Genomic DNA, 14,240 nt, shown 5'->3' on the forward strand with positions numbered 1-14,240 from the left:
CATACAATACCTGACAAATGACGCGAACAACTCTCCTTGATGAAAACTGCAATCGGCATCACAGAACACAATTTTTAAAGCGGCAAAAGGTGAGCAAGATCGCTAAATCACGCCATGTGAACGTATGACATTTTGATATAATGTCTACTCAAGGCGGTGATGAAACGCGTAATTTTTAGTGACGAACTGAGAAAGGATTGAGGGTGAATAAAAACAGAAATGCGACGCTGGAAGATGTCGCTCGCCGGGCAGGTGTCTCCTATCAGACCGTATCCCGGGTACTCAATAAATCGGTAAACGTGGCCGAAAAAACGCGTATCCGTGTCGAGCAGGCCATTGAAGATCTACGCTACGTTCCAAACCGGCTGGCGCAGCAGCTGGTCGGGAAGCGCACCCAGACGCTGGGGTTAGTAACCACCTCCCTCGCGCTGCATGCGCCATCACAAATCGCCGCATCCGTGAAAAAGCATGCCCGTGAGGCGGGCTATCAGGTTCTGATTTCAATGATTGATGAAGCTGACCCCACAGCCATTCAGCAATCGATTAACGATCTTAAATCGCAGTTTATCGAAAAAATCCTGATTAACGTCCCGCTGGAGACTTCTTCCGCCCGGGAGCTGGCTGAGCATAATACCGATGTCACCTGCCTGTTTCTTGACGTCGCGCCGGACAGCGGTGTTTTTCATGTCATCTTTGATCCGGCGAACGGGACTCAGGAGAGCGTCAAACGCTTATGCGAACTTGGGCACACCAACATTGCGCTGATGCCGGGTCCAAAACACTCCATTTCAGCCAAATTGCGTCTGGAAAACTGGTTAAGCAGCATGGCGACATTTGGCAAAACGCCCGCGGCCGTTATTTTCGGCACCTGGGATGCCCAAAGCGGTCACGACGGTGCGCGACAGCTTATCGACAATAAGACTGCGTTTAGCGCCCTGCTGGTAGGTAACGACCAGATGGCGCTGGGGGCACTGAGTGCAATGAATAAGGCAGGTATCGCGGTACCCCGGCAGGTTTCCATCATTGGCTACGATGACAGTTACGAAAGCGCCTTTTTCATCCCTTCCCTTACCACGGTGCGGCTTGATTTAGACGCTCAGGGTAAGGAAGCGGTGGCCAGAGTGCTCGCGGCAACCGGGGAAAACATGCCTGATAGTTGTATTTTGCCAGCGGAGTTTATTGTACGGGATTCGATTGGAATAAATGACGTCTAGCCAGCCTTGTCACAGGTAAACACTCCCCCCGCTCCGCAAGGCTGGTAGAGGCGACTTAAAAATAGAGACGGAATGAATACGCGCCACCAACCTTCACGCCATCGACCCTGGCTTCACCTTCAGGATACCTGTCTCCAGCACCAGGCCCGAATTTTGTGAATAAAAAAATTGGCAACTCAAATTCTTTCTTTATGGCCCACCAGGTAACAGCATTATCCGTGGTACATTCATTGCACGTTAGCCGCAACGTATATTTCTGATTTTTTATTATGTTTATCCGATTAAAATCAAACCACGCATAGGTATTGTCGGCGAGCTTTTCCATCATAATCACTTTAGTTGTAACTATATTCCCAGAATGATCAATCAACTCCAGCGTTAATGGGCCATGATTTTGCCGCGCAAAAGTCGCCAGCATCAGTTCAACGCCTTTCAGCGCATTTGATTCAGCCAATATTGTCTGTTCAAAGCTGCGTCCCTTTGTAAGGTATCCGTAGCTGGTATTGAAAAGCGGCTGCTCGATAATGGGTGTTGATTGCCACATACGAAGCTCTGAAAGCTTAACTAATGCCGGGTAAAGAGAGGCTATCAATCCGGCGATTATCATCGCTGACACCAGGCCTTTCATTACCTTACTATTAAGCCAGGATAGCACCTTAGCGATCACTAGAGAGCAGACCGGTAAAAATCCAAAAAAATATCTGGCCTGCATTGCTCCTGTATAGCCTGTTTTTAAATGCATATCTCTGATAGTGAAAAAGTAAATCACAAAGAAAATAAAAAAGGCTACCACAAAGGAGAATGTCACATTGAACAAATAATTATTTTTGGCATTCTTATTTACCAAAACACAACCCGCCATGACGCCTAACATGATCAAAATAGCTTTAACAATGAATATTCTGGTTTCACTGTCAAAAATATATACGTGCCCATAAGGAATCGTCAGAGTAACTAAATTCCCGTTAAGAAAATTATTAAGAAACTCTGAGAAAGCCAGCCTTTTTGCATCTGGATGCTCAATAAAAAACCATGCTGCGGGGGTGCCCTGAGGCGCTGGATAAAAACCACCATAAATAAGATGTATGCAGACAAAATAAATGACAACAACGAATATTGATGCAGCAATAATCAACCATTGCTTTAGCGATATTTCCTTTATTATTTTTACTAAACTGGAGAAATTAAAAAGCGCAACGGAGGCTAACAAACAAACGATCGCTAGTGAACCTGTAGCTTTACTCAGTGAAGCGATAATCCCACCGGCACAAATAAAAAGAATATAAGATGTTAAAGGCCTGTCATCTTTGTGACGCTCCATCAATCCCAGCAATCCGTAGATGACAAAGGTACAACCCAGAACATTTATCTGATCGTTACTGACTGCGCTTCCTAAAAGCACAAACATAGGGATGACGAGTAAAAATGCGCCTCCCACAAAAGTCGCGAGTCTGGATTGAGTGCTCTGGTACAGCATCCGGCATGTCATGACGATGATGATAAGGGAAATCACCATATTTACGTAACGCCCTACGCTTGCGAATGCATCCTGCAAATGTAAGAGACTGGCCAGTTCGCCAACGATGATATAATACAGCGCCGGATGATTAAGGTAATTGAGTTTATTACTCGAATATATAAGACCGTTATTATAGTCGGGGAAGTGATTTTTCATGACATCAACCACATATCCCATATGCGCAAACTCATCCGGGAAAAATCCAGGATTATAGGATTGTGAATAGCCTATCCCTAATATGAGATAAAACAGTGAAAGAAAAACAACAATAAAAACGATACTGAGTTTTTGTTTAGTCATAATAATCATCTTAAGGAGAGAGAGTACAGGTAGAAAAAGCAATCGCCTACAACCGTGGTGATTCGACTTAGTATGACTGCCAGCACAATATCTATCTCAGCAAAGAACGGCTTCAACAATAAAATGAGCAAAAATTCTCTGACCCCTACCCCAGCAGGAGAGCCTGGCGTAATAAGCCCCGCAAGCCATGCGATGACATATGCTCCAATGAGCGGCAGTACCAGCGCGGGGGTGGCAATCCAGTTATCGACAATGGAATAGAGTACGCACAGGAACACAGTTCCTGAGATCACCAGGAACAGGAAGTATCGTGCTATGACCTTGATTAAACTGCTCCTCTCCTGCCATTTCAACCCCAGAGCAATCAACAGTGCGATAATAATAAACAGCGAGAAGCCATAGATAATATTAAAAGCAGGATATAACAGAGGTAACATCCATAATACAAAAGCGGCCCCCGTCAGAACTAACAGCAGTAGCTCCAGAAAAGTGCTCTTCGCAATCGCTTTTCCTGAAAAACCATGCGACATCGCCAGGAATTGTCTGCCCGCAAACTGGAAAATATTGCCAGGCACATATTTCGCTAACTGAGTCAGACCGTAAATCCGGGTGGCTATCCGGGAGCTAATAGACTGTTCCAGACCTACCATCAGTATGCGCCACGCAGAAGCAAGAATGATGTTGGCGGCACCATAGATCGCCGCCAGTATCAGAATCAACGAAAGTAATTTTAGCGTAAAGGTGTCGTCTGGAACCTGGGCCCAATACGCCATTATTCTGTGAGCAACAAACAGGACACTCAAGAGTGCAATAACACTCCCTGTAATATTGAGCACCTTGCGTAGATTACTTTTTGTCATAGGGTACGCACAACAACATGGTCCATGGGAAGGGTGAAGCCACTTCAATGACCTTGAAATATTTGCCGGTGAATTTTATAAAGGCGCTTTTCGACCAATGCTGTATATGACCAGGGGTGTTACCAAAGCTCGTTAAATATTTACCCCGGGCCATATTCAGCGCACACCAGACGGGCTCACGAGGCACGCTAACGATTAGATAATTACCGACCAAAGTTTGTAGTACCTTCATGGCCTGATCCGGGTCTTCAAGATGCTCCATTACTTCACAGCAGACGATTAAATCTGCACTATCCGTTTCAGGCTTGAGATCATAAATGCTCTTTGCATTAAATACGTCAGGACGAAGATCCGCCGCTAGCGCATTCTCCCTTGCCAGAGAAATAACATCATGAGAGAAATCGCTGCCGACAGCCTGTAACCCCTGGCCATTCCATTTGTTGACCCAGAATCCTTCACCACATCCCACTTCATGGATTGTTTTTGGATTAGCACGTATTACAAAATTTTCAAGAGTGGAGTCAAAGCCCTTCATCATCCATTTTACAATCGGATTTTTTGAGCCATATTTGTCATACGCGTTGCCGAACACAACGCCATCTTCTGACTTACCACCCGATACTTTGAAACCCATACTCACCTCATCTATTGCTGTTCGAAGTCATTATTATCAGTTTTATTATTGCGGTTCGATTCCAGTTGCGCGACCTTAAAACGCAGATCTTCAAGAAGCTTTCTGTTAGCCGACAACAGGTCAGTGACAAAAGCGACAAGTATTGTCTGGAAGCCCATACCCATGAGTATAGATGCCAAAATTAATGACTGAACATAACCATTACCATCGCCGGTCAGATATTTATAAAGAAAACGAAGGCCTAATAAGAATCCTGCTGAAAATAACACCGTTCCTATTGTGCCAAAAAATCTGAATGGTCGATAAATTATAAAAATACGGACAATGGTTATAATACTTCGTTTGATATAAGACGAGATGCTTTTTACCAGGCGTGAAGGCCGCAAATCCTCATTAACGCGAACAGATACAGACGTAATGGTGATATTTTTTTGCCCTGCCTGAATAATAGTTTCTAAAGTATAGGTATAATCATTAAAAACTATCAGCTTTTGGGCTGTTGCTCTCGACATAGCCCTGAATCCGCTTGGCGCATCGGGAATATTGGTATTACTGGCCACACGGACCACCCAACTTCCCAACTTTTGCAGGTATTTTTTGACGGGAGAGAAATGGTCAATGGTCGAAATGGGTCTTTCACCGATCACCATTTCTGCACGGTGTTCAAGTATGGGGGCAACTAATAACGGAATATCTTCAGCAGAGTATTGATTATCCGCATCTGTATTTACAATAACATCAGCGTTTAAGTTCAGACACGCATCGAGTCCGGTCATAAAGGCTTTCGCTAACCCTTTATTTCCTGCATGTTTAACGACATGGTCAACGCCATTTTGTCTGGCTACGTTGACGGTATCATCGGTACTGCCATCATCAATAATTAGCCATTCCACCGCATCAAAACCCGCAACCTGTCTGGGTAGGGCTTTCAAAGCAATTGCAAGCGTATCAGCTTCATTAAAGCAGGGGATTTGTATGATTAATTTCATTTACCCTTCACCTTACATGCCTTCTTGATTGATTTTCTCTATCACTTTCCGTTTGAGGGTCACACTTTATCTACAAAAAGATGTCTTTACAAATTATGCGGGTATAATTCACTCCCCTTCAAAACCGCTGGCTCAGCGAACCCTTTCCTGTACGCCGCAGGCGTCGTCCCCAGCTGATTTCTGAAGTGATGGCGCATCGTCGCCACGCTGCCAAACCCTACCTGCTCGGCAATACGTTCTATTGACAGCTGGCTGTTCTCCAGCAGCGCCTGGCTGCGGCTCAGACGGGCGTTCAACAGCCACTGGGCCGGCGTTTTACCGGTGGTTGCCGCAAAACGGCGCAGAAAGGTACGCGGACTCATACCAACAAATTTCGCCAGAGAATCGACGCGGTGTGGGGCAGCCAGATTTTCGAGCAGGTAATCAAAGAGCGCGCCAAGCCGGTGGCCTTCATAGGCGATCGGCACCGCCTGCTGGATAAACTGGGCCTGGCCACCATCGCGATGCGGCGACACCACCAGCCGACGCGCCACCTGGTTGGCCGCCACGCTGCCATAATCCCGCCGCACCAGGTGCAGACACAGGTCGATCCCCGCCGCGCTCCCGGCGGAGGTCAGGACATCACCGCTATCGATATACAACACATCCGGCGTGACATGAATGGCAGGATAACGCTGTTGCAGCAGGTCGGTGTATCGCCAGTGAGTAGTGGCCTGACGGTTATCAAGTAACCCTGCGGCGGCCAGCACAAAGACCCCGGAGCAGATAGAGAGGATCCGCGCCCCACGCTGATGGGCAGCGGCGAGCTGCTCGCACAGCGCGGCGGGCACCGGGACATCAGCGCCCCGCCAGCCGGGAACGATTATGGTACCGGCCTGCGCCAGCAGCTCCAGCCCGCCGTCGACCACCAGCCGGATACCGCCCGTGGCGCGCAGCTCCCCCCGGATCGACACCCGCCACCGCAAAGCGATACCAGTTATCCCCCATTTCAGGGCGGGCAAGACCAAAAATTTCCACCGCAATGCCGAATTCGAACGTACATAAGCCGTCATAGGCCAGCGCAACCACCAGAGGATTATTCATCACTGCACTCAGGATATTTTTGTCATGATCCTGATGGTATATGGCATTTCTGCCAGCTGTCAAAACCACGCTGTCGCCGTAGAGTAAAGCCTCAATTCAGGAGAAAACGATGAGCTATGTGACTGATTACCCTGCTGCGATCGCAGAAAACGCGGCGAACCATTTTTTACAACGACTGAGCGTGGAGACAGACTGCGCTGACGTCTGGAGCGCCTTCCAGGAGCGGGATGTCGATTTTGTCTTACTGCATGTGGTAGGTAGCCCGGAGACCTTTGCCCGGCGTCATATTCCCGGCGCTCTGCATCTGCCCCATCGGGAGATCGCTGCCCAGCGGATGGCAGAATGGCCAGCCGATACGCTGTTTGTGGTCTACTGCGCCGGGCCGCACTGCAACGGTGCCGATCGCGCGGCGCTGAAGCTGGCGCAGCTGGGACGCCCAGTGAAAATCATGATTGGTGGCATGACCGGATGGGCCGACGAAGGTCTCCCTTTTAACGCCGCCTGATACCCTGCGCCGACCCTGCATCCGGGGTCGGCAAAAAAGCCCGCTAAAGCAGTCATTAATTCATTGATTGCTAAAGTAACCGCTGGGATAGCATAGGGTTTCGATAGCGGCTTTGTGCCTGCAAATGGAGATCAAAATGAAACTCGCGCTGGTTGGGAACTGTCAGCTGGAAGTATTGGGCGATCTGATTAAAAATCATTCCGCACTGCATGAAGGTAAATTTTCCTACGTTTTTAATACGCCGATCTACAAACTCAATGAAAAAGAGCATCTGCTGAATTTTTACCACGAGCTTGAGCAATGCGATGCCATCTTTATGCAATACCACTCAAAAAAATGGGGTGCTTTTTCAACGGCATCATTAAGTCAATATTTTGATATCAGGCTGCTCCCGACGCTGGAATCCCGCGTGTCGACCCCGCAGCTGGGGTATTACGATCAACCGATCCCGGATCTGATGGTGTATGTCGATTATCGCTTCTTACATTTATACCTGACCGGTCACAATCATCTTGACGCCGTCTCCCGCTATCATCAGGTTCAATTATCCAGTACCAAACAGCTGGCCCTGCTGGAAGAGGACGCAAATAAATATAAGGCACTGTATCAGAATGGAAATGTGTGCTTCGATTATTCGGATGATTATTTCCGTGGCGTCAGTGAAAATACCGGCAGCTACTCGACCATCAGCCATCCAAATAATGAACACCTGGGTCTTCTCCTGAGAGCGATTTATCAGCAGATCTTTGGCAGCAGTGAAAAGTTCGATCTGCAGGGCAACGATATGCTGCTCAATTACACTGCGCCCAAACTGGGCTCCGGTGATGATACCTATTACATGATGCGCCCCACCGGCCTCTCCCTGGCAGGAAAAATCAACTTTGCCTTTTTTGAATATCAGGATAAAACGATGCTCAAAAATGCCCTGCTGAAATCGGCGTACTACCAGTCGTTGTCAGGCGAATACATGAATATTTGACCTTTGCTCAGGCTCGCTTCCCCTGGCCTTCAGCCAGGGGTGGCCCTCGGCACTCCCCTTACCTGCCCGACGCCGGATAAATCGTCTGTTCCGGCAGCACCCGGCGATCGAAACGTCTGAATGCGTAGTAAAGCGCCGCCGTGCAGAACCAGCCGATGATCCACGATACGTCATTGTCGGCGAAGATCCACGTCAGGGAGCCGTGGTAGAGCGGGTTTTCAATAAACGGCAGTTGAATCAGCACGCCAATGGCATAGATGCTGATACCAAACATATTCCAGTAACCGTAGCGTTCACGCGGATCGAACAGCGCCGGAATATCCACCGCTTTACGGGAAATAATAAAGTAGTCGGTCAGGCTGATAGCGCTCCACGGCACGAAGAACGCCAGCAGGAACAGCAGGAAATGGGTGAAGTGTTTCAGGAATGCCGGTTCGCTGAGCAGCGCAATCACGCAGGAGATGGTCACCATCAGCACCACAAAGATCACGCGGCTTCTCTGGCTCAGCGTGGTCTGATTGCGGAAACCCGACACGATAGTGGTCAGCGACATAAAGCTGCCGTAGGCGTTCAGGGTGGTGAAGGTGATTTTGCCGAAGCAGATCGCAAAATAGATCACCATCGCCATGGCTTCGCTTTTGCCCAGCCCGACGATATAGCTCACCTCATGCCCCTTGAAGGCGCTGCCGGCAATCGCGGCGGTGATCACCCCGAGGGTCATCGAGGCCTGAGTGCCCAGCACCGTGCCGCTGAAGACCGAGAAGAAAGTTTTTACCCCGGAGACGTTGCGCGGCAGATAGCGTGAGTAGTCCGACACGTAGGGGCAAAAGGCGATCTGCCAGGATGAGGAGAGCGACACCGCCAGCAGGAACATCGGCATCGAGAAGTGGTTATTCTGTGCAATCGCCCCCAGGTCGCTGGACATCAGCAGGGCGATAAAGAGATACACAAACGCCAGTACACCCACGACGCTCGCCACCTTGCCGAGCTTGTGGATCACACGATAGCCCAGCACCGCAATCACGATAATGATCGCGCTGAACAGGATCATCCCCGCCACGTTGGACACCGACAGCAGTTTCGCCATCGCCTGTCCGGCCAGCACCGTGCCGCTGGCGGAGAAGCCAACGTACATCACACACACCAGCACCAGCGGGATCACAGCCCCCAGCACGCCAAACTGGGCGCGGCTGATGATCATCTGCGGCAGACCCAGACGCGGCCCCTGCAGGGCGTGGAACGACATCACCGTCGCCCCGAGCACCTGTCCCACCAGCAGGCCAACGATCGACCACACCACATCGCCACCCAGCACCACCGCCAGCGCGCCGGTGACAATGGCCGTGATCTGCAGGTTACCGCCAAACCACAGCGTAAACTGACTGAAGGGGTGGCCGTGGCGTTCATTATCCGGAATGTAATCGATAGAGCGCGTTTCCGACAACCGCGTCCCGTTTTTTTTAGACTGCGCTTCTGAAGACGAAAAAGACGACATAGCTTCCTCTCTGAATGGATGATTGATGACCGCCAGACACCCTGCCTGCGTCAGGGCAACGCCACATGACAGATCATGTATATACAACCATTGACATCCGCCGACACGAATCTGATGATGGATTTGTGAACTGAACTGTGAATAATTTGTAATTATTTTGAAAATCATCTGTAGCAAAGATGAATTATTAACCCCCCCACAATCAGGGTCAAACGGACATGATTACCCCCTTTACGCTTGCTTCCCTGCCGGTCACCCCGTGGAAAAACGGGGCGGGTGAAACCCGGGAGATCGTCAGCATTCCCTCTGCGGATGCGCCTTTTCTGTGGCGAGCCAGCATCGCCACGCTCGGTCAGGATGGCCCTTTCTCCCTCTTCCCCGGCGTCGATCGGGTGATTATGTTGCTCGCTGGTTCCGGGCTGTGGCTGCGCGGTGACGACCTGCTGCACCGCCTCGAGCCCGGCGTGCCCTGGGCCTTTCCGGGGGGAGTGGCCGCTTGCCAGCGAGGGGATCACCGGGCCAGGCATGGACTTTAACGTGATGACCCAGCGCACCCGTGCCCGTGCGCAGGTGACGATCGCAAGCCACGCCCTGCGACCCGACGCGGAGGGCATCGCGTATGTGCTGAACGGCCACTGGCAGTTAGCCGGAAAGAATTATTCGCCAGCCAGCGGGATCTGGTGGCAGGGGGGAGACGCCGGGCGAGCTTGTGCCACACTCAGAGGAGGCGTCGCTGCTGCTGGCGGAGATCCGCCGCCATGACCAGATACCAGACAGGAGTACAGATGAGTAACAACAGACGAGCGGTTCCCGGGATCCGCCATTACGCCGGTCCGGCGGGCGGCTGGGGAGCTTTAAAGGCCACGGCGATTGCCGTGCGCACGCAGATGGACGCCTTTGACGCCCCTGCAACGCTGCTGCGCACCAACCAGCCCGACGGATTTGACTGCCCGGGCTGCGCCTGGCCGGACAAAGAGCACAAGTCCACCTTCCAGTTTTGCGAGAACGGTGCCAAGGCGGTGACGTGGGAAGCGACCACGAAGCGCGTCACGCCGGAATTTTTCGCCGAGCATACCGTCAGCACCCTGTGGGCGAAGAGCGATTTTGAGCTGGAGGGCTATGGCCGTCTGACCCATCCCATGAAGTACGATCCGCAGAGCGACACCTTCCGCCCGGTGGAGTGGGACGAGGCTTTTGCCCGTATCGGGGAGGTATTGCGCGGCCTGGCACCGAATCAGGTGGAGTTTTACACCTCCGGGCGCGCCTCGAACGAAGCCGCGTTCCTGTATCAGCTGTTTGCCCGCGAACTGGGTACCAACAATTTTCCCGACTGCTCCAACATGTGCCATCAGGCCACCAGCGTCGGCCTGCCCCGCTCCATCGGCATTGGTAAAGGCACCGTCTCGCTGGAGGATTTTGACCACACCGAACTGGTGATCTCCATCGGCCACAACCCGGGCACTAACCACCCGCGGATGATGGGCACCCTGCACGAGCTTGCCCGCCGGGGCGTGCCGATTATCGTCTTTAATCCGCTGCGCGAAACCGCCCTGGAGCGCTTTGCCGATCCGCAGAGCGTCCGGGAGATGGCGACCTGGAGCGCCACCGATATCGCCTCGACCTACTACCAGGTGAAAGCCGGGGGCGACGCCGCCGCGTTAAAAGGCATTGCAAAACATTTGCTGGTGCTGGACGCGCTGGATCACGACTTTATCGCCACCCAGACCCAGGGGTTCGCGGAGTTTGCCGCCGATATCGCCGCCACCTCCTGGGAGGCCATAGAACGCGAGTCCGGGCTCAGCCGCGCCGATCTGGAGAACGTGGCGCAGATCTACGCCAAATCCCGCGCCACCATCATCACCTACGGCATGGGGATCACCCAGCACAACAAGGGCACCGCCAACGTGCGCCTGATTGCCGACCTGCTGTTGCTGCGCGGCAATATCGGCAAACCCGGGGCGGGCATCTGCCCGTTGCGCGGCCACTCCAACGTGCAGGGTAACCGCACGGTGGGGATCACCGAAAAACCGACCGCCGCCTTCCTCGATCGGCTGGGCAAGGTGTTTGGCTTTACCCCACCTGCCGCCCACGGCCATGACGCGGTGCAGGCCGCCCAGGCGATGATCGACGGCGAGGCGAAAGCGCTGCTGTGCCTCGGCGGGAATTTTGCCGTGGCGATGCCCGATCACGATAAAGCCTTTCCGGCGCTGAAAAGCCTCGATCTTAGCGTGCACGTTGCCACCAAGCTGAACCGCACCCATCTGCTGGTTGGCAGAGAGACGTATCTTCTGCCCTGCCTCGGGCGCACCGAGCTGGACATGCAGCGCAGCGGCCAGCAGTCGATCACCGTAGAAGATTCCATGTCGATGGTGCACGCCTCCAGCGGGAAGCTGAAACCGGCCTCGCCGTGGCTGCGCTCGGAGCCGGCCATTGTCGCCGGGCTCGCTCACGCCACCCTGACGAACAGCAACACCGACTGGCTGGCGCTGGTGGCCGATTACGACCGCATCCGCGAGCGGATTGAACAGACCCTTCCTGGCTTTGAGAACTTCAACGCCCGCATCCGGGTACCCGGCGGCTTCCGCATGCCGCTGCCGCCCACCGAGCGCATCTGGCCGACCGCCAGCGGCAAGGCGATGTTCTCCCTTTTTGACGGCGTGACGGAGAACAGCCCGGGGGAAGGCGAAAACGTCCTGCGGCTGGTCACCCTGCGCAGCCACGACCAGTACAACACCACCATCTATGCCCTCGACGACCGCTATCGTGGGGTATTCGGCCGCCGCGACGTGCTGTTTATGAATGAAGATGACATGCAGCAGCTGGGGCTGGAGCACGGCGACCGGGTGGACATCACCACCGCCCTGCCCGACAGCCAGCAGCGCCTGGATGATATTACCCTGGTGGCGTACAGCATTGCGCCGGGCACGGTAGCCGCCTACTACCCCGAGGCTAACGTACTGGTGCCGCTGAATTATCTTGATAAGGAGAGCGGCACGCCGTCGTATAAATCGGTGCCGGTGCATATCACCCTGCGTTCCAGGGAGATCCGCATGCTATAGAGACCCAAGGTAAAGGTGTCTTCACATAGACAGATTAGCTTATTTGGTTCATGCTAAGACTATATTGGTCACGCTGAGCTGAGGGAGTAATCATATGACGAAGCACCTGAACCTTGACTCTGAAACCCGCGGCGATCGCGATCTGATCGCCATCAGAGCCGCAATGAACATTCTGGATAAATGGGGCTGTTCGACGGAGCAACAGCAGAACATCCTGCAACTCTCCAGAGCGGCGCTTTACAAATACCGCCAGAAAGAGACGAAGACGGCCTCGCTGACCCACGATCAGTTAACCCGAATCAGCTACCTGCTGAATATGCACTCGGCGCTGCGGATCGTGTTCAGCAACCCCGAGAACGTCTACGGGTTTATGTCCATGGCAAACCACAATGCTTATTTCAATGGGGCAACGCCGTTATCCCTGATTGAGGATGGCGAGTTCGGCAACCTGCATGAAGTCGCCAAGCGGGTGGACGTGCTGCGCGGAGGCCTGTCCGGATGATCCATCCTGAGATCCCCAGAACGGCACTAACTCCGATTACCGGTTACCGCCTGCTGCATACCAAGTACCCTGCCATTTACGTGTTCGAGGACGTTGCTACTCCGGAAGAGTTTGACGTTCTCTATGACATCCAGAAATTAACTAATCCGCGCCTGACGCAGGAAGTGGGTAATCTCAATCTGCTGCCTCGCGAAGAGTGGGTGCTGGGCATCCGCGGGGCGCATTACGCGATGGCGGCTTTCACCCATATCAACCCTGACGGCAGCCGCTTTTCGAATGGCGATTTTGGCGTTTACTACCTTGGCGACAGCCCGGAAACAGCGCTGGCCGAAGTTGTTTACCACTGCCAGCGCTACTGGCGGAACGTGCCTGAACTGAAGTTCGAACGATTCGAGTACCGTTGTCTGGAGACCGAGCTGGGCGGCTCGTCATTTGCCGATATCACCGGCCTGCCGGATATGCACCCCTGGTACCATCCCACGGACTACAGCGCACCGCAACAGCTGGGTGCCAGCCTACGCGTCGCGGGCGAAACTGGCATAACGTACCGCTCGGTTCGCCACCGGGAGGGGCTCTGCTGGGCACTGTTAACCCCGAAAACTATCACCAGCATTATTCAGACCTCCCTGCACCAGATCATCTGGGACAAAGGCATTGTCAGCGTCGGGCTGGTCACCCCCACCTGAGCACAACGTCAGGCATTATCACCATCTAAAAGCGAAGTGCCGTAAGAATTGTCGATGGTGCAGAGCCAACGGTCATTTTCCAGGCGGAAGACATAGGTTGCCCGACGCGTTAACTCAGCGGTTCCACCCAGTTCATCCGGATAAAAAAGCTGGGTTTCCATGATCACCAGCGCATCTCCGCCGCCTTCGATAATCTGCATTTCGCCCTGCTTCACGATCAGCCGATCCTGAAAATAATCAGAGATGGAGATAAACGCGCTGCGGATATTGTTTTTGCCTCTGACAATCGTCCCGGGCTTAACCACCAGCACGGCGTCTTCAGCGTAATACTCCATCAGCGAGTCGAAATCTTTGGCGGTGATCGCCCTGTCACAGGCCTTAATGATCTGGTGAAGCGGATGGTCGTTCATGTGCT

The 14,240-nt window shown here is 52.7% G+C and carries 12 protein-coding genes and 2 pseudogenes; 7 read left to right on the forward strand and 7 right to left on the reverse strand.

Going from position 1 to position 14,240, the window contains the following annotated elements; translation table 11 throughout:
• The first annotated feature begins 203 nt into the window (after positions 1–203).
• Positions 204–1,214 carry a LacI family DNA-binding transcriptional regulator gene (locus AAHB66_RS13485; RefSeq protein WP_347113267.1) on the forward strand — a complete coding sequence of 337 codons (1,011 nt, stop codon included), beginning with the start codon at positions 204–206 and terminating at the stop codon, positions 1,212–1,214.
• A gap of 55 nt (positions 1,215–1,269) precedes the next feature.
• Here the strand turns inward: AAHB66_RS13485 and AAHB66_RS13490 are convergent, their stop codons facing one another.
• From AAHB66_RS13490 to ftrA, 5 genes and pseudogenes are all read right to left on the reverse strand, one after another.
• Positions 1,270–3,033, reverse strand: a complete 1,764-nt coding sequence (locus AAHB66_RS13490; protein ID WP_347113268.1) for a hypothetical protein — start codon at positions 3,031–3,033, stop codon at positions 1,270–1,272.
• A 5-nt stretch (positions 3,034–3,038) separates the two neighbouring features.
• Positions 3,039–3,893, reverse strand: a complete 855-nt coding sequence (locus tag AAHB66_RS13495) for a hypothetical protein (protein WP_347113269.1) — start codon at positions 3,891–3,893, stop codon at positions 3,039–3,041.
• Positions 3,880–4,527: a class I SAM-dependent methyltransferase gene (locus tag AAHB66_RS13500; RefSeq protein ID WP_347113270.1), complete on the reverse strand. Its 648-nt coding sequence runs from the start codon at positions 4,525–4,527 to the stop codon at positions 3,880–3,882. The genes AAHB66_RS13495 and AAHB66_RS13500 overlap by 14 nt, the downstream gene beginning before the upstream one ends.
• 11 nt (positions 4,528–4,538) lie before the next feature.
• A complete protein-coding gene (locus AAHB66_RS13505) occupies positions 4,539–5,516 on the reverse strand; it encodes a glycosyltransferase family 2 protein (RefSeq protein WP_347113271.1) in 978 nt (325 codons plus the stop codon).
• Positions 5,517–5,602: 86 nt separating this feature from the next.
• Positions 5,603–6,599: pseudogene (gene ftrA / locus AAHB66_RS13510) on the reverse strand (transcriptional regulator FtrA).
• Positions 6,600–6,708: 109 nt separating this feature from the next.
• Here ftrA and AAHB66_RS13515 point away from each other — a divergent pair.
• Both AAHB66_RS13515 and AAHB66_RS13520 read left to right on the forward strand, forming a co-directional pair.
• Positions 6,709–7,104 (forward strand): rhodanese-like domain-containing protein, encoded by a 396-nt coding sequence (locus AAHB66_RS13515; RefSeq protein WP_347113272.1) that lies wholly within the window; start codon positions 6,709–6,711, stop codon positions 7,102–7,104.
• Between the two features lie 136 nt (positions 7,105–7,240).
• Complete coding sequence (locus AAHB66_RS13520) at positions 7,241–8,083, forward strand: WcbI family polysaccharide biosynthesis putative acetyltransferase (RefSeq protein WP_347113273.1); 843 nt, start codon at positions 7,241–7,243, stop codon at positions 8,081–8,083.
• A 58-nt stretch (positions 8,084–8,141) separates the two neighbouring features.
• On the opposite strand, the gene AAHB66_RS13525 is transcribed toward AAHB66_RS13520, so the two are convergent.
• Positions 8,142–9,527 carry a cytosine permease gene (locus AAHB66_RS13525; RefSeq protein ID WP_347116487.1) on the reverse strand — a complete coding sequence of 462 codons (1,386 nt, stop codon included), beginning with the start codon at positions 9,525–9,527 and terminating at the stop codon, positions 8,142–8,144.
• Positions 9,528–9,796: 269 nt separating this feature from the next.
• Between AAHB66_RS13525 and AAHB66_RS13530 the strand changes: the two are divergent.
• The 4 genes and pseudogenes from AAHB66_RS13530 to AAHB66_RS13545 all read left to right on the forward strand — a co-directional run bounded on the left by AAHB66_RS13530 (position 9,797) and on the right by AAHB66_RS13545 (position 13,825).
• Positions 9,797–10,371: pseudogene (locus AAHB66_RS13530) on the forward strand (HutD family protein).
• Positions 10,364–12,637: an FdhF/YdeP family oxidoreductase gene (locus AAHB66_RS13535; RefSeq protein WP_347113274.1), complete on the forward strand. Its 2,274-nt coding sequence runs from the start codon at positions 10,364–10,366 to the stop codon at positions 12,635–12,637. The pseudogene AAHB66_RS13530 and the gene AAHB66_RS13535 overlap by 8 nt, the downstream one beginning before the upstream one ends.
• Positions 12,638–12,731: 94 nt before the next feature.
• Complete coding sequence (locus AAHB66_RS13540; RefSeq protein ID WP_347113275.1) at positions 12,732–13,139, forward strand: MbcA/ParS/Xre antitoxin family protein; 408 nt, start codon at positions 12,732–12,734, stop codon at positions 13,137–13,139.
• A complete protein-coding gene (locus tag AAHB66_RS13545; RefSeq protein WP_347113276.1) occupies positions 13,136–13,825 on the forward strand; it encodes an RES family NAD+ phosphorylase in 690 nt (229 codons plus the stop codon). The genes AAHB66_RS13540 and AAHB66_RS13545 overlap by 4 nt, the downstream gene beginning before the upstream one ends.
• A gap of 8 nt (positions 13,826–13,833) precedes the next feature.
• On the opposite strand, the gene AAHB66_RS13550 is transcribed toward AAHB66_RS13545, so the two are convergent.
• On the reverse strand, positions 13,834–14,235 hold the full coding sequence (locus tag AAHB66_RS13550; protein ID WP_347113277.1) for a DUF4440 domain-containing protein: 402 nt from the start codon (positions 14,233–14,235) through the stop codon (positions 13,834–13,836).
• Between the last annotated feature and the right edge of the window lie 5 nt (positions 14,236–14,240).

The sequence above is a fragment of the Leclercia sp. S52 genome (assembly GCF_039727615.1).
Taxonomy (GTDB): Bacteria; Pseudomonadota; Gammaproteobacteria; order Enterobacterales; family Enterobacteriaceae; genus Enterobacter; species Enterobacter adecarboxylatus_B.

What these genes read in the sequence shown, in the direction of transcription:
- AAHB66_RS13540 (WP_347113275.1), top strand. Translation starts at nt 12,732, where the DNA reads ATGACGAAGCACCTGAACCTTGACTCTGAAACCCGCGGCGATCGCGAT.
- AAHB66_RS13495 (WP_347113269.1), bottom strand. Translation starts at nt 3,893, where the DNA reads ATGACAAAAAGTAATCTACGCAAGGTGCTCAATATTACAGGGAGTGTT.
- AAHB66_RS13505 (WP_347113271.1), bottom strand. Translation starts at nt 5,516, where the DNA reads ATGAAATTAATCATACAAATCCCCTGCTTTAATGAAGCTGATACGCTT.
- AAHB66_RS13515 (WP_347113272.1), top strand. Translation starts at nt 6,709, where the DNA reads ATGAGCTATGTGACTGATTACCCTGCTGCGATCGCAGAAAACGCGGCG.
- AAHB66_RS13520 (WP_347113273.1), top strand. Translation starts at nt 7,241, where the DNA reads ATGAAACTCGCGCTGGTTGGGAACTGTCAGCTGGAAGTATTGGGCGAT.
- AAHB66_RS13550 (WP_347113277.1), bottom strand. Translation starts at nt 14,235, where the DNA reads ATGAACGACCATCCGCTTCACCAGATCATTAAGGCCTGTGACAGGGCG.
- AAHB66_RS13535 (WP_347113274.1), top strand. Translation starts at nt 10,364, where the DNA reads ATGAGTAACAACAGACGAGCGGTTCCCGGGATCCGCCATTACGCCGGT.
- AAHB66_RS13545 (WP_347113276.1), top strand. Translation starts at nt 13,136, where the DNA reads ATGATCCATCCTGAGATCCCCAGAACGGCACTAACTCCGATTACCGGT.
- AAHB66_RS13500 (WP_347113270.1), bottom strand. Translation starts at nt 4,527, where the DNA reads ATGGGTTTCAAAGTATCGGGTGGTAAGTCAGAAGATGGCGTTGTGTTC.
- AAHB66_RS13490 (WP_347113268.1), bottom strand. Translation starts at nt 3,033, where the DNA reads ATGACTAAACAAAAACTCAGTATCGTTTTTATTGTTGTTTTTCTTTCA.